The sequence below is a fragment of the Paenibacillus apis genome (genome assembly GCF_018333295.1).
Classification (GTDB): Bacteria; Bacillota; Bacilli; order Paenibacillales; family Paenibacillaceae; genus Fontibacillus; species Fontibacillus antibioticophila.
In genome coordinates this window covers 182,815-206,268 of record NZ_BORS01000001.1, presented here as the reverse complement: position 1 = coordinate 206,268, position 23,454 = coordinate 182,815, and the positions used below count along the sequence as shown (strand labels likewise).

At 50.3% G+C, this 23,454-nt stretch carries 26 protein-coding genes; 1 reads left to right on the top strand and 25 read right to left on the bottom strand.

Annotated features, from left to right (window positions below; translation table 11 throughout):
- Positions 1-11 precede the first annotated feature (11 nt).
- The 11 genes from KI362_RS00860 to KI362_RS00810 form a co-directional block, all read right to left on the bottom strand.
- Positions 12-1,670: a response regulator gene (locus tag KI362_RS00860; protein ID WP_301624166.1), complete on the bottom strand. Its 1,659-nt coding sequence runs from the start codon at positions 1,668-1,670 to the stop codon at positions 12-14.
- Positions 1,660-3,462, bottom strand: a complete 1,803-nt coding sequence (locus tag KI362_RS00855) for a sensor histidine kinase (RefSeq protein ID WP_301624165.1) — start codon at positions 3,460-3,462, stop codon at positions 1,660-1,662. The genes KI362_RS00860 and KI362_RS00855 overlap by 11 nt, the downstream gene beginning before the upstream one ends.
- Positions 3,463-3,559: 97 nt before the next feature.
- Positions 3,560-4,390 (bottom strand): carbohydrate ABC transporter permease, encoded by an 831-nt coding sequence (locus KI362_RS00850; RefSeq protein ID WP_301624164.1) that lies wholly within the window; start codon positions 4,388-4,390, stop codon positions 3,560-3,562.
- Positions 4,391-4,407: 17 nt separating this feature from the next.
- Positions 4,408-5,283, bottom strand: a complete 876-nt coding sequence (locus KI362_RS00845) for a carbohydrate ABC transporter permease (RefSeq protein ID WP_301624163.1) — start codon at positions 5,281-5,283, stop codon at positions 4,408-4,410.
- Between the two features lie 158 nt (positions 5,284-5,441).
- Entirely contained in the window at positions 5,442-6,758 is a 1,317-nt protein-coding gene (locus tag KI362_RS00840; RefSeq protein ID WP_301624161.1) for an extracellular solute-binding protein, read from the bottom strand.
- A 445-nt stretch (positions 6,759-7,203) separates the two neighbouring features.
- The gene (locus tag KI362_RS00835) at positions 7,204-8,223 is read right to left on the bottom strand and encodes a glycoside hydrolase family 130 protein (RefSeq protein WP_044479457.1); all 1,020 of its coding nucleotides are present in this window, start codon (positions 8,221-8,223) and stop codon (positions 7,204-7,206) included.
- Positions 8,224-8,510: 287 nt separating this feature from the next.
- On the bottom strand, positions 8,511-9,269 hold the full coding sequence (locus tag KI362_RS00830) for a GntR family transcriptional regulator (RefSeq protein ID WP_301624160.1): 759 nt from the start codon (positions 9,267-9,269) through the stop codon (positions 8,511-8,513).
- A 51-nt stretch (positions 9,270-9,320) separates the two neighbouring features.
- Positions 9,321-10,337 carry a sugar kinase gene (locus KI362_RS00825; RefSeq protein ID WP_301624158.1) on the bottom strand — a complete coding sequence of 339 codons (1,017 nt, stop codon included), beginning with the start codon at positions 10,335-10,337 and terminating at the stop codon, positions 9,321-9,323.
- Positions 10,330-11,085, bottom strand: a complete 756-nt coding sequence (dagF, locus tag KI362_RS00820; RefSeq protein ID WP_301624157.1) for a 2-dehydro-3-deoxy-phosphogluconate aldolase — start codon at positions 11,083-11,085, stop codon at positions 10,330-10,332. The genes KI362_RS00825 and dagF overlap by 8 nt, the downstream gene beginning before the upstream one ends.
- Positions 11,086-11,087: 2 nt before the next feature.
- Entirely contained in the window at positions 11,088-12,191 is a 1,104-nt protein-coding gene (locus KI362_RS00815) for a DgaE family pyridoxal phosphate-dependent ammonia lyase (protein WP_301624155.1), read from the bottom strand.
- Positions 12,157-13,281, bottom strand: a complete 1,125-nt coding sequence (locus tag KI362_RS00810; RefSeq protein ID WP_301624154.1) for an amidohydrolase/deacetylase family metallohydrolase — start codon at positions 13,279-13,281, stop codon at positions 12,157-12,159. Before KI362_RS00810 ends, KI362_RS00815 begins: the two co-directional genes overlap by 35 nt.
- 264 nt (positions 13,282-13,545) lie before the next feature.
- Here KI362_RS00810 and KI362_RS00805 point away from each other — a divergent pair, with 264 nt between their 5' ends.
- Complete coding sequence (locus KI362_RS00805) at positions 13,546-13,671, top strand: hypothetical protein (protein WP_262362635.1); 126 nt, start codon at positions 13,546-13,548, stop codon at positions 13,669-13,671.
- 52 nt (positions 13,672-13,723) lie between these two features.
- Here the strand turns inward: KI362_RS00805 and KI362_RS00800 are convergent, their stop codons facing one another.
- The 14 genes from KI362_RS00800 to KI362_RS00735 all read right to left on the bottom strand — a co-directional run bounded on the left by KI362_RS00800 (position 13,724) and on the right by KI362_RS00735 (position 23,442).
- Positions 13,724-13,909: a hypothetical protein gene (locus KI362_RS00800; RefSeq protein WP_301624151.1), complete on the bottom strand. Its 186-nt coding sequence runs from the start codon at positions 13,907-13,909 to the stop codon at positions 13,724-13,726.
- A 176-nt stretch (positions 13,910-14,085) separates the two neighbouring features.
- Positions 14,086-14,286 (bottom strand): hypothetical protein, encoded by a 201-nt coding sequence (locus KI362_RS00795; RefSeq protein ID WP_044479464.1) that lies wholly within the window; start codon positions 14,284-14,286, stop codon positions 14,086-14,088.
- A gap of 25 nt (positions 14,287-14,311) precedes the next feature.
- Positions 14,312-15,190 carry a glycoside hydrolase family 25 protein gene (locus KI362_RS00790; protein ID WP_301624150.1) on the bottom strand — a complete coding sequence of 293 codons (879 nt, stop codon included), beginning with the start codon at positions 15,188-15,190 and terminating at the stop codon, positions 14,312-14,314.
- A 50-nt stretch (positions 15,191-15,240) separates the two neighbouring features.
- Positions 15,241-15,603 carry a hypothetical protein gene (locus tag KI362_RS00785; RefSeq protein WP_044479465.1) on the bottom strand — a complete coding sequence of 121 codons (363 nt, stop codon included), beginning with the start codon at positions 15,601-15,603 and terminating at the stop codon, positions 15,241-15,243.
- 101 nt (positions 15,604-15,704) lie between these two features.
- Positions 15,705-15,989: a hypothetical protein gene (locus tag KI362_RS00780; protein ID WP_301624147.1), complete on the bottom strand. Its 285-nt coding sequence runs from the start codon at positions 15,987-15,989 to the stop codon at positions 15,705-15,707.
- A gap of 38 nt (positions 15,990-16,027) precedes the next feature.
- Positions 16,028-17,122, bottom strand: a complete 1,095-nt coding sequence (locus tag KI362_RS00775; protein ID WP_301624145.1) for a hypothetical protein — start codon at positions 17,120-17,122, stop codon at positions 16,028-16,030.
- Positions 17,115-17,690: a YmfQ family protein gene (locus tag KI362_RS00770; RefSeq protein WP_301624144.1), complete on the bottom strand. Its 576-nt coding sequence runs from the start codon at positions 17,688-17,690 to the stop codon at positions 17,115-17,117. Before KI362_RS00770 ends, KI362_RS00775 begins: the two co-directional genes overlap by 8 nt.
- Complete coding sequence (locus KI362_RS00765; RefSeq protein WP_301624142.1) at positions 17,683-18,801, bottom strand: baseplate J/gp47 family protein; 1,119 nt, start codon at positions 18,799-18,801, stop codon at positions 17,683-17,685. The genes KI362_RS00770 and KI362_RS00765 overlap by 8 nt, the downstream gene beginning before the upstream one ends.
- Entirely contained in the window at positions 18,794-19,231 is a 438-nt protein-coding gene (locus tag KI362_RS00760) for a DUF2634 domain-containing protein (RefSeq protein ID WP_301624634.1), read from the bottom strand. The genes KI362_RS00765 and KI362_RS00760 overlap by 8 nt, the downstream gene beginning before the upstream one ends.
- A 19-nt stretch (positions 19,232-19,250) precedes the next feature.
- Positions 19,251-19,652, bottom strand: a complete 402-nt coding sequence (locus KI362_RS00755; RefSeq protein ID WP_301624141.1) for a hypothetical protein — start codon at positions 19,650-19,652, stop codon at positions 19,251-19,253.
- The gene (locus KI362_RS00750; protein ID WP_301624139.1) at positions 19,649-20,620 is read right to left on the bottom strand and encodes an XkdQ/YqbQ family protein; all 972 of its coding nucleotides are present in this window, start codon (positions 20,618-20,620) and stop codon (positions 19,649-19,651) included. The genes KI362_RS00755 and KI362_RS00750 overlap by 4 nt, the downstream gene beginning before the upstream one ends.
- Positions 20,617-21,258 carry a LysM peptidoglycan-binding domain-containing protein gene (locus tag KI362_RS00745; RefSeq protein ID WP_301624138.1) on the bottom strand — a complete coding sequence of 214 codons (642 nt, stop codon included), beginning with the start codon at positions 21,256-21,258 and terminating at the stop codon, positions 20,617-20,619. The genes KI362_RS00750 and KI362_RS00745 overlap by 4 nt, the downstream gene beginning before the upstream one ends.
- A gap of 15 nt (positions 21,259-21,273) precedes the next feature.
- The gene (locus KI362_RS00740) at positions 21,274-22,791 is read right to left on the bottom strand and encodes a hypothetical protein (protein ID WP_301624136.1); all 1,518 of its coding nucleotides are present in this window, start codon (positions 22,789-22,791) and stop codon (positions 21,274-21,276) included.
- Positions 22,792-22,986: 195 nt separating this feature from the next.
- Positions 22,987-23,442: a phage tail assembly chaperone gene (locus tag KI362_RS00735; RefSeq protein WP_301624134.1), complete on the bottom strand. Its 456-nt coding sequence runs from the start codon at positions 23,440-23,442 to the stop codon at positions 22,987-22,989.
- Between the last annotated feature and the right edge of the window lie 12 nt (positions 23,443-23,454).

The following is a 23,454-nucleotide window of genomic DNA, read 5'->3' as shown; positions in this document are numbered from 1 at the left end:
CGCGCAGTTGTTTATTTGTCCTCTGCCGATGGATTGCGTTCTTGCGTCTCGGCACTTTCCGCTGCCGCGTCCTTGCCGACGCGCAGGCCCCGATACTCCTTCGGCGTCATGCCTGTATGCAGCTTGAAGACCGAAACAAAATATTTGTATTCCTTATAGCCTACCTTATCCGCGATTTCGAACACCTTGTCATGGGTTGTGGCCAACAGGTCTTTGGCCTGCTCGATTCTCATCTCGTTCATGTACTCCGTAAATCCTCTGCCCGTGCTTTGCTTGAAAATGTAACTAAAATAACTCGGCGTAATCTTCAGCCAAGCGGCAACCTCGGAAGCCTTCAGATCAGTACGATAATGATCGATAATAAACTTCTTGGCCTTCTCGACCACCCAATAGGACTTGTCCATCCCGGTCTTGTCGATCAACTGCTGCAAGGCCTGCATATCTTCCATGACCACAGCCTCCAGACCAGCGTAGGAATTGTAGATATTCGGGTCCGGCTGTCCGGGATGGCCATAATCAAGGCCCGTCATGCCGCTTTGACGCAATCGCTGGCGCAGAAGGGCAAAGACCTCCTCATAAATCTTCCAGATTTCCGGCAGCAAGTAACCCGAGTCACGGAAGAAACCGAACATCCCGGCAACCAGGGCCTGCACCTCCTGCTGATCCTGCTTGAACAACGCAGCAACCAACTGCTGCACCGTGTCCGCAATATCCAATCCGGGAAGCTTACGCTCCCTCATGAGCTTATCATAACAGCCCGCAGTCAGCACCTGTCCTTGGCCCAGCACATGAAGCCCCAACAGCCGAATCGCCTCCGCACAGCACTCCGCAGTCTCTTCCAGATGGGCATATATCCGGGATGCGCCTCCATAGATGTGCCCCTCCCCATCAGGAGATAACGCAGTCACCGCCCGGTCCAGCAGCTCATCCCATTCGCCAAGCTCCAATTCTTCATCCGCAACCAGCAGGGTAATTAATAGATTCTCGTGGTCAAATACAGAAAACGCCCGAAGGCTTTGCCGCTCCAGAGACTGCCTCAGGCTCTCCAGCCAAGACCGCTGGACCTGCTCATAAGATTCACCCTTTACGCTCGCAAAGCGCTGATGGAATTCGGCAAACTGCGTGGCCAGAATCCGAAATTGAACGCCGCGAAGCGATGCAGGAGGCTCCTGCCCGTAAGCCAAACCGTGGCGGGCTGTGCCCGAAAGCCACAGCTGTATATCCTGCATTGCCCCCTGCTTGTCCTTCTGGCAGATACGCTGAACAATTCTCCCGACAACGGCGGTCAATTCCTCGATATCAACCGGCTTAAGCAAATAATCGTTGACTCCCAAACGAATGGCTTGGCGCGCATAGCTAAAATCTTCATAACCACTAATCATGACGACCTGTACATGAGAATGATGCAAACGAAGCTGCTCCGCAAGCTCCAGACCGTCCATTCCGTCCATGCGAATATCCGAGAGCACCAGATCCACGCCATGCTGCTCCACCAGCCGCAGCGCTTCCCTGCCTTCACGGGCCTCTCCAACCACTTCAACTCCTAGCTCGACCCAATCAATAGTATAGCGCAAGCCTTCGCGAATGACCGCCTCATCATCAACGATAAGCATTTTTATACGATTGTTCTCCCCCACGAATGTCATTCTTGCTTCAAAATCAGGACTCATGTGGTTCACCTCCTGAATGAGTGGTCTCGGTGTAAGGGATGCGAAGACGAATCCAGGTCCCCTTGTCCGTTGTCTCTACAATCTGCAATCCGTAATCCGGTCCAAAGAAAATCGACAACCGCTCATGAATGTTGTTCAGAGCCCCTTCCCTGCCCACGCCCGTTGGCCGCTGATCCAGAGCCATGCGAATTTCCTCCGCCCGTTCAAGGGTCATCCCTTTGCCATTGTCGATCACATCAATCCAAATCTCGCCTTCTTCGGCATAACACCGGACCGCCACTTTATTGACCAGATGGCTTTGGTGCAGCCCGTGCTTGATAAAATTTTCGACCAAAGGCTGGATCGTCGCTTTCAAAGTAATTGCCTCTTCAATTCCAGCTTGTATGAATAGGGTATACTTTAACCGCTTCTCTCCCAATCTGCGTTGCTGCAAATACAGATAAGAGCGGGCAAACTCCAGTTCCTTGCGCAGGGTCGTCTCATAGCTGCCCATGCCTACACTCGAGCGAAAGAACTTGGACAACATTTCAATCAATTGGCTTGATTGCGTCGCCTTCTCCAATCGAGCGGTCCAGCGAATCATATCCAATGTATTGTAGAGAAAATGCGGGTCCATCTGGTTCTGCATCAGCTTGAGCTCTGACTCGCGCTCCCGCAGCTCCAGCTTGTACTTATGCTCAATCAACTGCTGAATCGTCTGCACCATCTCGTTGAATTTCCGGTTAAGCTCAGCTATCTCATCCTTGGAGTTAACCGGTACCCGTGCATTGAAATCCCCGAAGGCCACTTTGTTCGTTTCCTTCTTGAGCCGCAGAATAGGTTGAATAATAGTATAATGGAACCCGATCAGGGCCGTTAAGCCAAGCAGCAGAATAGCCCCCAAAATAAACAGCATCATCAGCTTGACTCCACGAAATTCCTCCGATACCTCCGCTTCAGGAATCATGGCGATCACCTTCCACTCCGTATTCTCCATCCGATCGTAAACGGTCAGATAGCGAATATCGTCCACCTCATAGGTCAGGTCCCCCCTGTCGGAAGAAAGCTTGTCCAACAAGGAACGATCCGGCTTGAAGCCTTCCGGCATCTGATTCCGGGAGCCCAGAATGATCTGCCCCTTGGGACCTACGATAAACACGCTGCCGGTCCCTGCTTTGAATATTCCTTTTTCTAATGAATTCACAATGCTCGCTTCATCCAAGCGAATAATCAGCCGGCCGAGCGGTCTTGTAATCTGGCTATAGGAATTAAGCACTCGAAACATGGACAATACACGGACCTCTCCATTCCAGCCGCTCTGAAGCTGATACCCCTCCGTCCAAACGATCCCGCCCTTGCGCTCCTTGGCCTCCTGCTGCCATCTCTGCTCATCCCCGCTAAACGGCTCCCCCATCTCGATAAAGCTGCCGTTAAAGCCAGTGATTTCAATTGCCCGGATATACCCCTTGGACATCAGTTGAAAGGTGAGAAAATCCTCGATATTACGCTTGAGGTTCGTCTGCTGCTCACTGGTAAGCGGCGGAGCCGACCTAAGAAAGTTGCGCATGTCCGGACTCAGAATTAAATAGTTGGCAATGTCCTCGACCATCTTGGTTTGCTCGCCAAGCTGGTTAACGACATTGTCCAGATTGCGTTTAGTAGAATTGATAAACTGGTCTCTTAATACAACATTAAATTGATACTGAACCACGACGCCAACCCCAATGGTCGGCAAAATGACAAACAGCAGGAAAATAACAAGCGCTTTACGTTTCAAGCTAAAGCTGCCAAGGACTCTTCTGTTGCCTGTCATCATGCTGTCGCCTCCACCTGGTCTTTGATGCAAATTGACCGCCTGTCCGCCGCCCCCAACACTTTGCAAGGACGGCTAACAGCCGGTTTATGTTATGTTATCCTTTTACCGCTCCCGCCGTCATACCGGTAACGAGTTGTTTTTGCAGCAGCAGGTAGAAAATAACGATTGGAATCAATGCCATCGTTAACGCCGACATTTGCAAGGTCAGGCTTGCTGTCTCGATGCCGACGAAGTTTGCAAGCCCCAGCGGCAACGTCTTCAACTCGGAGGAACTGATCAGCACCAGCGCGAACAAGTATTCATTCCAGTTATATATGAAATTGAGGATGATGACGGTCGCCATCGCCGGTCTCGTTATTGGCAAAATAATTGACCAGAATATCCGGAAGATGCCGGCGCCGTCCATCACGCCCGATTCCTCGAGATCCTTCGGGAACCCCCGCATGAAGCCCTCCAGAATAATGATCGTTAATGACAGGTGAAATGCCGTATACGGCAAAATCAGTGATAAATGCGTATCGAGAAAATGCAGCTTCTGCATAATCAGAAAAATCGGAATCAGCGTAGCATGTATCGGTACGAGCATCCCTAGCAGGAACACTCCGTAAGTCAGCCCGCGAAGCTTGAACTCAAAACGCGAAAGAAAGTACGAGGCCAGCGCCCCGAGAAGCACGGTCACGATCAGGGAAGCAAAGGTCACGAATAAACTGTTCAGAAAATATACGTTCATGTTCGCGATCTTCCAAGCTTCCGCGTAATTGGAAAATTGCAGCGTCTCCGGCAACGAGAACGGGTTGACTGCATATTCCTGCTCTGTCTTGAAGGAGTTGACCACCATCCAGAAAAGCGGAACTATATTCATAATAGCGAATAGACTCAAAAATGTGTATGCAAATATGCGAAACCCCAGCGACTTCCTATTCACGGCGAACCCCTCCTTCCTCAAGCATCTTTTTCTCTACCCAAGCGATTGACCAGCGTAATGACTACCAGGCTGAACAGCAGAATCAGAATGGACACCGCACTGCCGTAGCCGTAACGCATGTTCATAAAAGCGCTGTTGTACATATGGATGGTCATGACCTCCGTCTGATGCGCCGGACCTCCGCCCGTCAGAATCTGAATCAGGTCAAACACCCGGAAGGAATTACTGATGCTGTACACGACACCGACCATCAAAGTGCTGCGGATCATCGGAATCGTAATGCGGAAGGTGCGTTTGAAGCCGGTCGCTCCATCCAGCTCGGCAGCCTCGTTCACCTCGTCGGGAATATTTTGCAGAGCCGCCAGGAAAATAACCATATATAAGCCGCAGTTTTGCCAAATATACGCGACACTAATCGACAGCATGGACAAGCGGCTGTCACCGAGCCAATTCTGCTGCCAGCTCTCCAGTCCGAACATGCCCAGCAGGTTATTCAACATGCCGTATTCCGTGTTGTAGATCATGCCCCAGATCAAGGACACCATAACCGATGAAATAACAACCGGCATAAAGCCGACGGTACGGAAAAATCCGGAGCCTTTTAGCCCGCGATTGAGCAAGAGCGCAAGCAGCAGACCCAGCGGGATTTGCCCCACCAGACCGGTAACCATGATAATGACGTTATTCTTGACGGACAGCCAGAAGATATCGTCGCTCAAAATTCTTGTGAAGTTCTTGAGCCCCACAAAATCCATGGCTCCGATGCCGTTCCAATCCATTAATGAATAATACAATGACAAGCCGATGGGAACGATCGCGATCCCCAGGTAAATGATCAGTGCCGGCAGCAAGCCGATAAATATCGCCAGCTTCGTTCCACGCAGCGTTTGCATGTCGGTCCCCTCCTTTATGTCGAAGCCTTGCTTCACACCCGATGAATGAAGAAAACCCGGGGTTCGGGTTTTCTAGCAAACATCGATTTTGAAGCCTCGTGCCTGTCTTGCCGTTTAAGTGCAAGTTCGATTTTCCGAACTGCCTCTGCAAGTGTCGGCTAGTTCATATTGTCCAGCGCTTCTTGTACGTCTGCAGCCAATTCCTCCGGTGTGGTATGGTCCATCATCAAGGCTTGCAGCCCGTTTTGGAGAACATCGACCACCTGAGTCGGAATCAAGCTGTCGAATACCGGGGAAGTACCGTTTCCGGTCAGAGCAAGCATTTCCTTCAGATAAGGACTGGCATCCTCCGGAATTTCAACCTTGGCCGGCACAACGACGCCATTACGGATCAGTTCCTTATATAAATCTTCGTTAACGAAAAATTTCAGGAATTCTTCGGCAGCCTGTTTCTTCTTCTCATCCAACCCGCTCTTGATCGCAATGCCGTATTGCAAGACGCCGGCACTCTTCTTCGGCTCACCCCTGCCGCCCTCTACGCTCGGGAACAGGGCAATGCCAAACTTGTCGCCTTCTTCGTTATTGATGCGGACACGGCCGTCTACCGTAGCCGAGGAAATATGCATGGCTGCTTTGCCTTGAATGAAATAATCCTGGGCTTGCACGGAGTCCATGTTGTTGGCATCCGTATTGAAGGCATCCAGCTTCGACAGCTCCTCGATAACTCCCAGCGCCTTGACGAACTCGGGATCGGTGAATTTGGCCTTGCCTTCCAGAACGGCCGGCAAGAAATCGCTTCCCGTAAAGCGGTCGCCGATAATGGAAATGTAAGAGGATTGCAGCGGCCATTGCTCTTTATTGCCCAGCGAAATCGGGGTAATTCCCGCCGCTTTTAGCTTGGTTACCGCATCGATGAATTGATCATAGGTTTCCGGGAACTGATCGTAGCCTACTTGCGCGAACATCTCTTTGTTGTAATAAATAATGTCGACGAAATTCTGCTTTGTCGGAATAGCATATTGCTGTCCGTCTACGTTAAATCCGCTCAAAGCCGCTTCCGGTAAAATCGAAGTCCAATTTTCCATCAGATGGTTGATCGGCTCAACAAGGCTGCCGGCTACCAGCGGAGCTAAATCGGCCCCCGGCCAAACGACGTTGATGTCGGACAAATTATTGGCCGCCGCCAGCGTGCGAAGTTTGGTCTTGTACTGTGCGGACGGAACCCCATCCTGCTTGATCACAATATTCGGATGCTGCTTCTCAAATTCGGCGATTCTAGCCTTATACACTTCGTTATCCACGTTAGGCGAAGTCCAAGGATGCATCATGTTCAAGGTGATTGTTTCTTCTTCACCCGAGCCCCCGTTCTTGCTGTTGCTCGCCGCATTATTATTGCCGCAGGCTGCGGTGAACAAGGTCAGTACCGCGATCAGACCAAGCAATACTGCTTTTTTAGTGCTGTTTCTTTTACTCATAATCAACCCTCTTCTCATATGATTTGGAATCGCTCCACCACCATAACAGATGATGTTCTTTTATATATCTCTACCTGTTATATTATCTATTATAAAAGCGTAGACAATTCGACTATATCCCATAAAATTTCGATTATATCCGAAATATATCAATAATTTTGTCTTAATCACTTGTATTTCGAGGTTTAAATGTTAACTATTATTACATGAAAATTGAAATTGTTTCTTACTTTCGCCTCCTTTCATTTCATTTTCTTTCGGTAAGCGTTTGCAAGAATATTAGGGTGTCCCAAAAGTAAATTTTGGAACATCTTCTTCAGGTGTTATGTGGCGTTCGTACGGAAAGGGGGTTGTCCCTCAGTTCAGTAATCATAAGATGACTGAGCTGAAGACTTACGGGACAGCCCCATACATTGAACTGGCACTCCGCAATAAATGAATCTGACTAAGCTTGCGAATCTTGCAAAATATGATCGACCAATTCCTCAACCGGTACGGTTGCCAGCGCAATTGCCGTATCCGTGACTCCGTAGTAGATGTACAGCAGGCCGTCCTTCACCACATTCCCTGTCGGGAATACCACGTTCGGAATCTGGTAGCCGAATTTCTCGTAATACGTCTCCGGCTCCATGATGAAGTTATGTGTTCTCGCGATTACTTTCTCCGGATTCTCCAAATCCAGCAGCAGCGCCCCTACCCGGTAGACCACTTCATCATCCACCCCGTGGTACAAGACCAACCAGCCCCGGTCCGTCTTTACCGGCGGCGTCGAGCCGCCGATCTTCCGCGATTCCCAGGCCATATTCTCCGCCTTGGCCAGCAGCTTCGGCTCTTCCCAGTGGATCAGGTCTTCCGAATACGTGATCCACATCGCGGCCTTCTCCGTTCCGTATTCCTCGCCGATATATTCCTCAGGACGGCGCAGCAGCACGAACTTCCCGTTGATCTTCTCCGGGAACAGGATGTTGTCCCGGTCGTTGATATCCAGCGGCGTCGTATCCGCAACAAATTCCCAATCGATCAGATTCTTCGAGGACAGGATTGACGAACGCGTCAGCCAGTGCCCTTCTTCTTCTCCCCAACCGTCCGGATACTCCGGAATCGAACGCTCCGGAACTCCCCGCCCGGTCGGATAATAGCTCATCGCGCAAGGCCGCAGCGCATAGTTCAGGTAATACGTATCGTCAATCTTGACGATACGCGGGTCCTGTACGCTTCCGTAAGGGAAGCCCAGCATGTCCGGCGTTACGATCGGCTCGTCCTTCACATGCGTGAAATGCACCCCGTCCTCGCTCTCCAGCAGGCCCAGATAGTTCTTGCATGGCGTCAACGATCCCGCCGTTCGCTCAATCATATAGAACTTATCGTTATCCAGGATTACCGCCGGGTTAAACACCGTGACCATTCTCCACTCATATCCACCGGGTACCACGATCGGATTCTCCGGATGTCTTGTGATTTTCATCTATTATGCCTCCTCATGTAAGCCCTTTATTTCTTCATTAATGTTATTATAGCCTTGGTGTCCGGGATGAAATATCCCATGAAGTTTAGAAAACATCTGAATATTGCCGATGTTTTTGTACCGCCACAGCCCGGCACACTCTATTGTGGACACGGCGCTATAATTTTAGTAAGCATGAAAAAACTCCCCATACGGCAACAGGTTTTATTATTTCACCTGTCCGCCGTATGGGGAGCGTACACCTTTTGGGTTAACCCCTTCTGTATTTACTGCTTCACGGCCCGATGCTAGGCCTCGTAATTCACAATGTAACTCTGCAATTCGGTATGATAAAAACCCACACTATACTCAATCAGTTTTCCAAATTCATCCCGCGAGGTTCTGGAGCGCCGCAATACAGGCGTATTGATCTCCAGTCCCAGTGCTGAGGCGGCCTCAGCCGGAACCTGAACCGCTCCGAATTCATCCTGGAGCTGATCCAGGGACAGCCCCTGCTCCTCCAGCAGTTCATATAACGATTGCTCGCTTAGATCCATGAGCTCCAATCCCTCCAGGAGCGGAGTCACATAATGAATATAGTAGATAAAGGGCTGCCCGTTGAGCAAATACATGCGCACCAGACGAAGGCACCGGGAACCGAACTCTGCCGTCAGCTTCTGCTTCTCCTTCGCACTCAAGAGGTCTCCCAGCCCCGCATCAGCTCCGTCGGCATCCAGCGCGATCAGCTCCACGGCAAGCCAGCGCTTTTGAATCCGATGCCCGGATTCCACGAGAATTTCCGTGAAATGCTTCCACTTGGACAGCTTGGAGGCAGCCTTGTTGCGGATGACACGGGTGCCGCGGCCGCTGCCCTTTTCCAGATAACCTTCCTGGACCAGCTCCTGAATGGCTCCGCGAACCGTAATCTTGCTCACACCGAATTCCCGTTCCAGCAGCGGCTCGGAAGGAATATTACTGCCCAAGGCATACTCTCCATGGAGAATACGCTCTCTGATGATCTGTTTGATTTGTAAATATAACGGCCTTTCCTTTCGGGACAAGCTCACGTGTAATTCACTACCTTTCCACATCTTCCTGTTCGGGCAGCCTTTAATGATCTATCGTTCCACATCTCCGGCAGTGCTGTGCATGGCCTTGAATACATCCTGCTCCGAGGACATCGGCGTGTCACCGCTCACCGTGTGAGCCAATAGAGCCGCAGCCGCTGCAAAGTTGACGGTCTTCTCCGGCTCATAATCCGAGAGCTCTCCGTGCAGAATCCCGCTTGCATAAGCATCGCCTGCTCCGATCCTGTCATGGACGGAAAAGGTCAGCTTCTCCGAGAACGTAAATGCACCCTTTTTCAGCATAAACCCTTGCAAGGAATGACGATTATCTCCGTGAATATGACGATGCGTTCCCGCAAGGACCTTGATCTGATAATCAGCAGCCACCTGCGGAAGCAAATCGTATAATTGATCAATACGCTCCTCAGCCGCTGTTTTCCTGCCAAGTGTGAGCATAACATCCTTCTCGTTCATGAATACGATGTCAGAAAGTTCAAGCATTTGCTCATACAATGGCTTGGCCTTCGTATACCCCTCGGCTCCCCATAAGGATGGACGATAGTTGCAATCAAACACTACCAGACCGCCATGCTGCTTGACGGCCCGGGCCAGAGCCAGCATATGCTCCCGCACCTGATCGTTCATAGCAAGCGTAATTCCGCAGAAATGAATCGCATCGATCCCGGAAGCTATTTGCTCCAGATCATAGGTCCCTTTCGGAGCCGTGTTGAAGCTGCTCTCCTGGCGGTTGCTGTAAGTTACCCGGCTTGGGCGCATACCGAACCCGTTTTCCAGAAAATAAAGACCCAAATAGCTGCCGCCTCTAGTGATATAATCGCTTCTGATCCCCAGTCGGTGCAGACTGGACAATGCTGCATCGCCAAGCGGATTATCCGGCAACCGTGACACGAGATAACCTGTATGGCCGAAGCGCGACAGCGCCGAGGCTACATTAACGCCCGTGCCGGAGAAAGAATAATTCAGCGTATTGCTCTGCGAGAGTAGATCAACCCCCGGCACCTGGAGGCGCATCATGACTTCCCCAAATGCAGCAATGGTCTTAGGCATAGGTTTGTGCCAGCCTTTTCACGATATCAAGCAAGGTACGTACATCTTCCGGTCGGGTATTCCCGGATTCGGAATCAATAATTGAAGAGTATACGTGAGGGATGATCTTCTCCACCCCTGCTTCAAGCGCGATTTTTACAATCGGCTCAAAGTTGTCCAGATCAATCCCGCCTGTCGGCTCCAGGGCCAGCCCTTCCTCCGCACAAGCCTTGGCGACTTCACGGTATTCTTCTTCACAAGCCAGACCCTTCATCGGAAAATACTTCAATGCATTCCCGCCCATATCCTTGACGAGTGCAATGGCCGCCCTTACCGGAACGATGGCATGAGCTCCGTTCGCTGCACTTATCGGTCCTGTCGAGATGTTAACATAGCCAACTTTGCCTGTCGGAGACACCAAGCTGTTGATCCAGCTGTCCCGTTCTCCAAGATTAGCCCGTGTCGCCCCTACAGCCGGGAATACCTGATTGATGTGGCTGCCCGGATAATGCTTCGCAATCTCCGCCACGACGGCTGCCTGACGGTTATCACCCGCACCCAGGCCGATGGATACGGCATCCTCAATCGCCTCTCCGTATTGCCGCATGGCAATGACCGCTTCCTCTACCGTCGGATATGCTTTGGACAGCACTCCAACGAGTACGTGGCCCTCTGCTGCTTCAAACACCTCTTTGGCATTGGCAATATCCTTCGCCAACACATTCAACGCAATCCTTCCCTGATAAAAACGCTTGTCAATTCCCGCCATTTTTATTTGCCTCCCAACAAGTGCTGAATTTGAGCTACGATAACATCCATATCATCGCCGAGCAACGGACGCGGATCAATGTCAAAGAATCCTTGCCGCACCCCGTAATCGCGGGTATACACCGCTATATCGCCTTGCTGCAACGCTTCTGCCAATTGCTTGGCATTCATTGGGGCCGCGCCGGGATCAATATGTATGCGCCCCCGGAATATGGCTCTTCCCGCCTCATCCTGAACAATACTTACCTTCACTCCAGGCAATTCGCCAAGCGGCAGCAGCGCTTCCAACGCCGCACGCTCTTGCTCGCTTTTGTCCACTTTATTCATGTATTCATCCAATGCCTGCAAGAGGCCGAAGCTTGTCTCCTTACCTACCTTCATACTACGGCCAATGCCATGAAGCTGCACCTTGAGCCATTCAATATACTGGCGTTTCCCTGCGACAATACCGGAGGTAGGCCCTTCAATCGCTTTGGAGCCGCTATAGATTGCCAGATCCGAGCAGGTAACATACTTCTTTACATCCTCTTCAGCCGCAGCATCGACAATCAGCGGGACGCCTTGCTCTTTTGCAATAGCCCATGCCTCTTCAACGGAGATCATGTTTTTCTGTACGGCATGATGAGATTTCACATATAGAATCGCTGCTGTACGCTCATTGACCGCATCCCGGATATGCTCAGCTTTTCCTTCATTGGCATAACCAACCTCGATCAAACGGCCTCCGCCGAGGTAAACCATGGTCTCCACAGGGGCTCCGTATTGTACATTATGCCCCTTGAGAATAATGATTTCATTGCGGGCAATCGGCTCCTGATGCAGCCGTTCGCTAAGCCGCCGGTTCCCTTGCGTGACGATGGCCGCCACGGAAAGGGCAATCCCGCTAGACGCGGAGTTAACGATTACTGCCGCTTCCGATCCGATTAGACCTGCGATGTAATCTCCCGCCTTATTGGTCAAGTCCGCAATCTCCACATAGCTCTGCCCGCCTTGCTTCATGGCCTCCATCACCGTATCCGTCGGTGCGGATACGCCAAGGATGCTCATCCGGCCGCTGGCATTGATTACCCGTTTAAGCCCGTATTTTGCTTGCAATGTATTCCCCATTTGCCACAACTCCCTCCGCTTGAATAAATTGGTCTGCGACTCGCTCTTCTCCCTCAGAATCAAGGAGTACAGCTTGTTCCCGCACTATTCTGAACAAAGTCAGGTTAGCTTCATCTCCAACTTGAATTCTCCCCAGCTCCGGTCTTCCAAGCCAGGCGGCTGCACGCACTGTAACGGTATCAATGACTTGCTCCAGCGAGTAGCCGAGCAGCAAAAACTTCGATAGCACACTTGCCATGTTGTGCACCGGTCCGTTAAGCCGGTTCCCGCGGTAAATATCCGTACTGATCGTATCCGGAGCAATGCCATGCCTTCTGGCAGCCTCGGCAACTTTGAACGAGAAGCTTGCCGTACCATGCCCGACATCCAGATGAACACCCCGTTTTACGGCATCCGTAAGCACCTCAAGCGGCTTCCCGGCCTCATCAAACAAATTGTTCCGTTTTCCATTCAGATAGTGTGTCACAATATCCCTGCGCTTCAAAAAAGGGAGTACCTCCCGTATATCAGGCGGTCCGGAGCCAATATGAACCATAAGCGGCAAGCCTGTCTCATTCGACAACTCTCTAGCTGCCTTCAACGGTTCAAGGCCTTGGTCCAGTACCACACTGCGGCTGATCCGTGCCTTGAGTCCAACGATATCCGACCGATACCGCTCAATGGCCAGTCCCAGCTTCTCCCGGTCAATCCACTCCATAAGCGACAATTCATCCAGCCTCGATAATCCAATCCGTGAAATGTTCAGAAAAGCCAGCAGCCGTGTCTTCGCTTCCTTGCCATCGGCCAACAGCTCCTTGATCCGGTCGGCTCCACAGCTTCCGGCATCCACTACGGTCGTCACACCTTGATGAACACCAATCTCATCGATATCATCACCGTAAGGATCAAACGCCGAAAAAGCGTGAACATGCATATCGATCCATCCACTGGATACGTAAAGCCCGCGACAGTCTATTGCTTGCATATCACTGCCGAATACCGCTTGCTCCGTTTCTGTAATCGCTGAGATCCGCCCATCCTTAATTATAATATCGCTGATCCCGGATTTCCCCATGATCTGAACTCCGCTCAGAACGTAGGACTTATCCATTCTCTCACCGCCTCGAAGAAAACGTTATAATGTTCGGTTTTACTTTATCACGATATGTAACGTATGTAAATATAACGTTATAATGTTTAAGGTGAAAAACAACTATATAGGTTTAACTGAAATGCTACGTAGTAAAGGCATAAGAGTGAACACTTCACACGTTGCCTCCAACGTACATCATTAATTCAACCTCTATAAGATTCACATGAGAACGTTTGAAACGGGGAATTATGACTTAAGAGAATAACAAAGGAGTTGATCAGCATGTATAAGCAAGGAGAGAAATTTCGCAGTTGGGGAAAGGGCGTACTATGGATCAGCGCGTTTGCCCTCTTACTAGGAACCGGCTATGTGGTGTACATTTTATTCTCGGTATTTTGGGAGAAATAAAGAGCGGCCCGCTGCTTGGTCAGAGGTTAAAGCCGAAAGTTAAAGTCGAAGGTTAAAATAGTCTGAACAAAAGTACAATGACCGCAATAATCCCTGTCAGGATAAGCAAATTGGAAACTTGTCTCCATAGGCCCGGTACGCCTTCGCGATGGAGCTTGGCGGCATTGACATCATAATTAGCCTTGGCGCCATGAGGATCAGCAGAATCAGCAAAGGGTTGGTGCTGTTGATCTAACATAAGCTAGGCTCATCTCCTTCTGAATTCCCGATTCGTGCAGAACGGGGATATTAAATCAATTATACTTTAAATAAAGCTATAAAAACAGGCTCTATTCAAACGGAGAAAGACTCGGTTTGAAATAGAGCCTGTTTGAATTTGAATGGATAAATCGTCGTGTCGGTTTGAGTCTTCCACTACTCGGATTTGTTGCTGCCATCCGTGTATGCCTCCGCCAGCATATAGACGACGCATGCACCCACAGCGCTAATGATACCTGTCACCTTCACTGTTGTATCGTCTGAAGCTCCTGCAGCAGCAAGCACCGATGTTCCCACCGCAACCACCATGGCCCAGAATTTTCGTGAAGACAGCTTTCGTTTCCAATCAATCTTCATTATTAACCCTCCTCTCTTCTAATAACTAGGACTTCTGCGTCTTGGACTCAAGCAGACCAAGATTATATAGCATCTGTAGAGCGACCAATTCAGGCACTCCCTTATCTGCGGAGGTTGTGATTGCACCCGACTGCTTGCCCGCAATGACAGCAGGCTCCGCCCATTTAGGGAGCGGTTCTGTGCCGGACATGTTCAGCCTCCGCTCCAGAGCGGAAATTCGGGATTCCAGCAAGCTGTTGCTATCCGTTCCCTTGCTCTCTGAAGGCTCTGTATGAAGCTGGCAGAAACGCTGCAATTCTTTTACCGTACCGCTGAATTCGTTCAGATCCACATTTCCCGTAATGCCGGGGATGGATCCTGTATCGCTGTATTGCCAGAAGCTCCAGGTATTCCAGCCGGGGACGTCATAAGGTGCCTGATTACTGTACCTTGCTACCCACAGCGGATATCTTCCAAGCTCGGCATCGAATTGTTGGGCAAAGCTGTTGCCGGTATAAATGATCGGCGTTCTGCCGGTAAGCCGTTCGATTTCAGCTAAAAAACTCTTGGCAATCTCATTGATGCTCTGCTTGCTCAACCGTCCCGGATTGCTCTCGTAATCCATCACCGGCGGCAAATCAAACTCTACGTCTGCAGTTAATAGAGTTTCATAGAAATGCTGAGCTTCCTGTCTTGCTGCGCCCGGTGTGATTGCGTCCAGAAAATGATAAGGCCCTATCAGCAGCCCCGCTGCCTTGGCCCGGGAAGCATTTATTTTGAAATTAGGATCAACCCGGGATGTCCCTTGACTCGCCTTCATAAACACAAAGCTTTTACCCGAAGAGTACACCTTATCCCAATCAATGGTGCCTTGCCAGTGGGAGACATCAATGCCCTGTGCATGATTGTTGCCTCGATTCTGCATTTCTCTCACTCCTAATATAAAATATTCGATTTAATAGACATTGCTTGTACTTATGTCCCTGCCAGATTAATGGCTGCAAAAATAGCCGTGACCAGCGCCCCGCCCACAGCAACGATTACCGCACCGTAAAAAGTTCGCTTGAACCAGTTCTGCTCATCCTCGGCCTGATCCAGTCGGTGAAGCGCCGCCTCCGCTTTGCGCCTCGCATCATCGGCTACGTCCTTCGTCTGCCCAAGCCCATCCAACCGCTGATGCGCAGAGGCCGCCGCCTGCTGCGCATCCCGCGCCGTCTCCTTGACCGCCTCCAGTGTCGCCGTCATCATCGGCACCGTCTCGAGCGTCTTTTCAATTCGGGCAAGTTGGATCTGTATTTCCACCAGAAGCTTCGGCTCCTGATCCGTTGCCTCACTCATGCTTGTTCACCTCCGATCGGGTGGGGAGTGAAATTGCGGTGGGAAAGAGAAAGCCCCCGATGGGTCGGGGGCAATAAAAAGTATAAAAATAACCGCCATCATTACGATGCGGTTTCTTCAGTCACTTCTTCGTATTTTCCAATCAGTTGCTCGTAATCGCACACGCTTATCTTTCCATTGCTTTCCTTGCAAATGAACTGCCCTACCTTGGCGACTAACATCTCATTAGGGCTTTTGATTATCCCTGCCACAACATTGCCTTCAGTATCATAGTTGACTGTTACCGGGAACTCGGTGAACTGAATGACTCTTTTTATTGTCGCCATCTCGCCGTCTACTAGTTTGATGGCTTCTGCGCTGTCTCTTGATCTAAACATTCTGATCATTGTCAACACCCTTCTGTTTTTATGTGTCTCGAATACTGTTAAATGTAGATTAGATCGCCTTTAAAACCAATGCTCGAGTTACGGGGGCCACCCCCAGATCCAACGTATGATTCTATCGTTATAGTGTTAGTAAAATTAATGTTGGATATAGTTCCCCGAACCACATTTTTTTCTCCTTCATCTTCATAATCCCGTGCATACGCAACCCAAATTTGTCTGGATGCAACATCTATACAAAATGAATGCAAAGACATACTGTGGTATCTACCAGCCCTTGAAATTATGTTGAATGACATCCCGCCAGCATCGACAAGGCGAATTGCCTGATCAGCTACCTCGGTTATAATATCCCATGACATGCCCGTTCCACTTGACAGGAACACAATATAGTCACACCCACCAGGAATTGTGCCTATTTTATGAGAGCCGTATTCATATCCGCTTCCAGTTCGCGAATAATTAAAAGTAACTTTATTAAAAGTTTTCAAAGTTCCTACAACACCAAAAATATTAACCCCACTTTTGATGTTGCCCGGGGCCAGGTCAGCGTCACCCAAAACAGTGATGGCGCTGCTGTAATACCCCGCAGCCTTAGATTGGTTGGTTGTGCCTGGTGTGATTGTGCCTCCAGCGCCCCGGTTTGGCATCGTACCAGTAATAGGTCCATTTACATTCGATGCCGTTTTGCCCGCCAATAAATCAGCAGCTGTTGCATTACCCGTAGCCTTTATAATCGTAGCCATCTTTGCTATTAGCGAATCCCATGAATCCGAAGTGGATGCCGATACCCCAAGGGCAACAAGCGCGGCAACCACTTCCGCTTTACGCTCATTGCCAGCTGTAAAAGCCTGGTCTGCTTTGGTCTGCGCCGCCCCAGCTGCTAGATTGGCAGCATTGGCTGCCTGCATAACCAGCCCAACCGCCTTCTCCGATCCAGCCACATTGCTCCGCGTTCCGTTCGTTGCATCAGAGAGTGGGATATCTATTTCTTGCATATCCTCCTCCAGTTGCCCCACGGCCGCATCAATCTTATCCCAGTTCTCATTCAGCATCGTTTCGATATTGAACGTATCATTTCCATCCGCGACAGGGTCTTTTTTTAACAAATCTAAGTTAGGCGTATTACTAGCCAATTGGACCACCTCCTGCAAATTTGGATAAAGGTAGTTGCTCTATGTCATGGAGCGATAAAATACCGTGGATATCCTTGATCAGCAAATAGCTGAATTCATACTCCACCGCTAAATGAGCCGGCTTAATTTCTTCGATCACGGCCTTCAAGTCATCCAGGTTGGGAGGAATACCAACAGTGTCTATAAATTTGATCGTGAAGCTCCATTCCGCAGGCTGGATAGATACATCCACCGTTCCGCCGTCGTAAGCCTCTGCTACGCTTTTGACGAGCCGACCGGAGAACTGGCCAGCTCCACGAAGCTTGGATTCAACCAGAGCGCGTCGTTGCGTTATCGGTTTAGAATGATCTGTATCAATTCCAAGTTCGCGCTCCCACTGATCCAAGCCCCAGGTAGCATTCCGTACAAAGAACTGATCCAGCGTTTCATTCAATGCTTGATACAACGCATCCAGTTCTACCCCTTTGGCCTGCATGTCGGCACGTATGACCCTGGATGACTCATAATAGCCGGGAAAATAGGAAAACATCTCTTTGCCAATCGGACTCGCGATCACCAACTCACTCATGCACATCCACCGTCCCAAGCACGGCAACCTGTCCGAAATTGATATCAATATTGGTGTCGGAAGTCCCGTTCACGGTTAGGTTCGCGTAGTCGATAATCGATGGGATATCAAGGAGTACGGCAGCAATTCGAGTTACCCGCACCGAAGTGTCCACAAAGGCAAGTTGCTTCAAATAAGCTGTTACCCCATTCTCGATTTCGGTCTTTACATCCGCCAGAGAAACCCCAGAGGCCAATGTGATCCTAACAGAGATATTAATGGGTACTTCTTCCGCCGCCATCACGGTAACGATCGGACCGGCCGGCGCCATGCCTTCCCCTTGTCCGTCCATCGTTGGATCGATGTAATTCTGAGTCGCTTCAACAATCTCAGTATTGGCCGCACACTTTTCGCTATCTAAGAGATAAATGCCTACCGTCCCCGGCCCTTGCCATAATGGCTGTACTTGCACAGCCCCCACACCTGGTACCTCACCAGCCCACTGAATGTACTGAGCCTTGTTGCCGCTTGTTCCCTGATTCCGAACACGGGCATAAAATCGCTCCAGGAGTGACTCATCCGATTCGATGTCTGTCCCGCCAGTAGTTGCTTCCGGATTGACGACTGCCGTTATTCCGCTGATCGGTGTGGCCATAACTGTAATTACACCCGCAGGGACATTCCCCGTTCTACCAGCCTCAACTGCACGAATCGGGGCTTCTCCCACTCCTTCACCATCCAAAGTAACCTCCGCCGTTGTCACATACTCAATCGACGACTCTGAGGATATTTCATCTGCTGGCGTCGCTAGCCCCACTCCTGAAGGAATCGATTTGCCTGGTGTGCCGGTAAACCGGACCATGCCATGTGCCGCAACTGCCCCGCGCCGAGTAACCCCGTGCTCCGCAACGCGAAGATCGAGGTACTCCCCGAATGCCGTACCGGCAAACCCTCGCTGCAACACCTGCTGCGCCCATCCCGCCGCCTCCGCCAACACAAATGCCACCGGAGCCTGCGCATCCCAAATAAAAGAGCCCTCCGATTTATCAATATCCGAAGGCACTCGTTCCAGCATTCGCTGCATAATATTCTCTTCCGTCTGCTCCTGCAAAAAAGCCGGTATTTCAGCCATCACCCACACTCCCTTCCAGCCTTAAAACTTCATCGTAAATATTCGTGACCTGACAAGTGAAGCTGCACCCCGCCTCCTGCCAGGAAAAATAAAAACCGTCCACATCCGCCGTACGCGGATCTACCAGTAAAGCTTCGCTTACCATCCGCTGAATTTCACTCTCCAGAACGGCTCGGCTATAGCCTTTTCCAATCAATTCATCCAGTTCCTGTCCATAGCTCCAGGAATAGATTAAATGGCGGTAACGCGGAGTACGAATGGCTTTCCGGCACCACATCACCCAGGCATCCGTACCAGTGCAGGAAGCGATTTTACGTGTAGGGGTCAGAACAAACTCCCCTTGATCAAAGTCAAACCTCCAGCTTCTACCGAACGAAATCTCTGAACTCTCATTCTCCGCTTCAATTCCTTCATTCCAGGAATCCTTCATACTCTCGGGAAACAACGAATCAGCCACTTCTACCCACCACCTTACAGATCACAAGTGCTTCATGCCCGCCTTCTAGCGGAATGACCAGTACACGATCGCCAGGTTGATATTGCACGAGAAAAGAAGCCTCCTCTGTCTCCGATGGATCGAAGCTGAACTGACCTTGCCCCCGAAGCCTGCTGCCAGCGCTGTCCTCCAACAGATCGATACGGCCTGCAAGCTCAAGCTGCGGCATACGAAGCTGCCCCGGGAATTCGGCGGTCATATAATCACTGATCTCATGCTTAAACCGATCCAGCTTCAGCCCCGAAGAAGTAATTGTCCCCAGCTCTAAAGCGACTCCGCTTAGTCCCTCCTGTAGTTGATCCCGGGAGTTGTCCCTAAGTGCAACAACGAGGGCCGTATAGGGATCGATGCTCATAGATAATACCTCCTCTTTACATCCTCAAAGACAGCTAACTCCAGGCTCATTTTTCCCGGATCACCTAGTTGGTGAGTTACAGATACCGCGATCAGTGCCGTCCCATTCAGGATTACCTTATCCCCGGCTCGCAAGGTATTCAGGTCAGGGCAAGTTACACTATAGGTTGTGCCGACTCCTCTAAGCTTCGACTGTGCTAACCTTTTTGCAGCACTTGCTGTCTTCACATCATCTTCCTGTACAATGATCTGAAGAACGCCATATTCCGCAGTTTGCCCATCAGCTATAGCAAGAACCTTGGCAGGGGCCTCTCCGCTATTGGTCTCCGTTCCGAGCACCTTTACGCGAGTTGCCGCTTCTTCCAGAGTTCGACTCTGGGTAATCTCTTCGATCGCCTCTAATTTCCAGACAGGCTCATTCCCTGCAATTTTCACCAAGCTCAATCCCGCGGCAGTCATTCGAGGAACATATAACTCTCCGCCCCCCTTGGCTGTCTCCTTCAGATCAGCTTGAATCATGCTGTAAATTGTTTGCGGACGGTACATCGCCCTTTTCAAGCTGATTTCCGTATCCGGAACTTCTGCCAGCTTGATTCCCCAATTTGAAGCATGCTTACGCAGGCGTTGTGCTGCTGTGGTGTTAGCTGCAAACAAACATTCATCCTCCGATTTGGCCAAATAAATCGTTCGGTCATACACGGTGATGGAGATATGCTTGGCTGTGCTGGCCGTACTGCTCGTTTCCCACACTACACCCGGATTCAGCAACGGAACCTTTGACCCGACGCTTCCATATGGAATACCGCTGATTCGAATTTCATCCCCCGGCGTAATTACCGGGAAGTCTGGGGTAACCACCAGGCTGATCGTAGCCATATAAGCGATCTGATCGAGCGAATCGATCAGGCTTATATTTTCTACCAGCGGGCTTAAATCATATTTGTTCTGTAAAATAACGCTGTAGCTCATGAAGGCAACACCAGCTTCTGGCCTGGCTTTAATTTGTTGGGATCGCTGCCGATTGTCCCTTTATTCAGACTATAAATTTGCTGCCACTTCGCACTGCTCCCCAGCTCTAGCTTGGCGATCTTGGACAAGGAGTCTCCTGATTTTACAGTATAGGTCTTGGCCTTCGGCTTGGTGTCGGTACGTGAACTATCCGTAGATGAAGTACCCGAGCCAGCTGAGTTAAGGGTATGCACCTTCATATCTCGCCACGTACGTGCAGTCACGTCAAAATAAACATCTCCGGGCTCGCCGCCGCGAAACGTGGAATGATGCGCAGACAGCATGACCAACACATTTATAGCGGTATCTGTAATGATTAAGCGAACCGGTTTTTTATCGTTCATCATGCGGGTAAGCCGGTTCATCGCTTCCTGCGGATCGGGAAGATTGCTGTAATTACAATATCCGGAATCATAAACCGCCGGAAAAAAAGAAGAGAAGGCGATTTCCTTCACCCTCTCCCCAGCCGGAAGATCAAACTCTCCCAGCGATAATATCAATATCGTCTCTAACGCCTTATCACGGGTGATCCTGATCTCTTCAGGATTAACCGGAAGATGGAAATCAGCACCGTTCCCATCTACAAAATGAATCTCCATAGCTCCTCCCTCCTTCTATTGAACGTTTTGCATCGCAAGCCGGATCTCATTAGCAATCTTTCGGGCCGACACGTTTGCGACCAGATCATAATTGATCTCTTCCTTTTGGACCGTCAAGTTGACCGTTCCAGGGGAGAGTGTGATTTGAACAGGAGAATTTCGATTTGAAGATCGGGTAGTGACTGAAGCAAAGGGTGCTTTGCTCTGATCCTCTAGAATGGCTTCCGGAGCTTTCGTTGCTACCGACTCTTTCTTCTTGTTTTTGAGATTATATACCCATCCCCCGATTTTTTCTCCGGCATATCCTCCTACAACAGATAGGGCAGCCCCTAATAAAGGGGTTCCAATAGCAGTTCCTACTCCGCCTAAAATTGCAGCGCCTGCCACGCCCCCGACAGCTTTATAACGTTCTTCACCGGGTTTTGCCGTCATAATCGTTACTCCATCCATAATTCTCCCGACTGGACCGGCAAATTTACCTGCTGTTTTAAGTAGCTTTGCTGATCCTCCCAAGCCCCCTATACCGCCCATTGCTAGAAAAGAGTTGTTCTTTGGTTTTTTAAGTGAATCCCAAATCTCGGACAGCCCTCCCCCTTTGGAAAAGAATTTCTTTACGCCGCCCTTTTCCGTAAAAGGCTTGAGCACCTTTGATTCACCAGCCCACTTTTTAACGTTTTCTATTGGCTTCGAGAAATCTGTTTTCTTGGATATCCATTTCTGTGCTCCTGTTTTTGCATCCTTTAATCTTTCCGAAATTGAAGTTCCTTTACGAGATGAACCGGCAGGGGACTTCTCAGCATTCTTTTTGGGGCTGGAGTTCTTCTTTGAATCTGTCTTCTTAGAACTAGAATTCTTTTTTGAGTCTGTTTTCTTAGAACTGGAACTACTGGAGGAAGAGCCTGACCCTCCTCCAAATTTCTTCGATAATTTCCCACCTATCCAATCACTTAACAGATTACTCGCTGCCCCTACGAGAATATCCCTTCCTGCACTAATAAGTTCTTTTCCCAGATTGAATCCTTCTTTATCGCCATCATCCTTGGCAGCAGGCTGAGCTCCCTCTAAACCTTTGCTGATCTTATAGGCTAATTTCCCCTCATCAAACGCGGACAGAAATGATTCAAAGAACTGCTCCCCCGCGCTAGCCCCCATATCTTTGAAAATGGTCTCCATATCCCCAACCACCTCATCCCACTTCACCCCCTCAACCGATAAACGCCACGGATTAGCGGTCAAGCTCAGCATCGACGCGCGAATCTGTTCGACACCCGCGGTTACCTGATCGATTAAAGTGACGGTTGGATAGACCCTTGTTCGGTTCAACCGCATCAGACTGCGTTCGATCCGATCCAGAGCAGTCGTCGCCCGACGCTCCAGCAGAATGAATGGCGCTACACTTATCCTGCCAAGTGCGGCGGCGCGGCGCTGGGTTTGTTCGAGCAGCTTGTCCAGTCTCCCCATGGCCTCCTCAGCCAGCTCAATAGCGGAAACGTCCACTTCAATTTTAAGTTGCTTTTCTTCATTGCTTGCCATGTTCCACCTCCCTATTGCACAAGATCAGCCTGCATAAGCAGGGAGAGCAGCCTCAGCCTTGCAGCTCAAGCTCTCTCTCCGCAAAGGCTCGAAGCAGCAGGCGTTCCCCTTTGGGCAGCGACCAAAATTCTCCGGGACGCAAGCTGTGCCGTGTCCACAAATGATACAGCAAGGCCGTTACGCCTCCGGAGTCGATCAGTTTTTTACATCATCGATATCGACGCCAAAGCCGGATATTTCCAGGACCTTATCGCCAACCGCGTCCAGCTCCCCGGCAAGCAGCAGCCGGCGTACAGCCTCTTCTCCGCCGGAAAGCTTCAAGCGGCTAACGAGGCGGGCATCATCCCAACCGCTCAGCGGAACCACCTTCTCGCCATCGCTCAGCTTCTTTACAACCTCCAGCTTCGAGGTTGCTTCCTTAATCAATGCGGCATTGAACAACTCGCTGTCCACCTTCTCCGACATCTGCCCTTTGGTGGTCTTGCGGATCGTACAGCGTTCGCGGATCAAGTCCACTTTACTGGAGGTCAGCCCTTGCAGGGTGACTCGCAGACCAAGGCGCCCAATAAAAATGGCCTCTTCCGGCAGATTCGTTGCCGTCTCGAAGAGGCCGTCCAGTATATCCTGTTCACTCCATGTTTCTTTGCTCATTCTATTCATCCT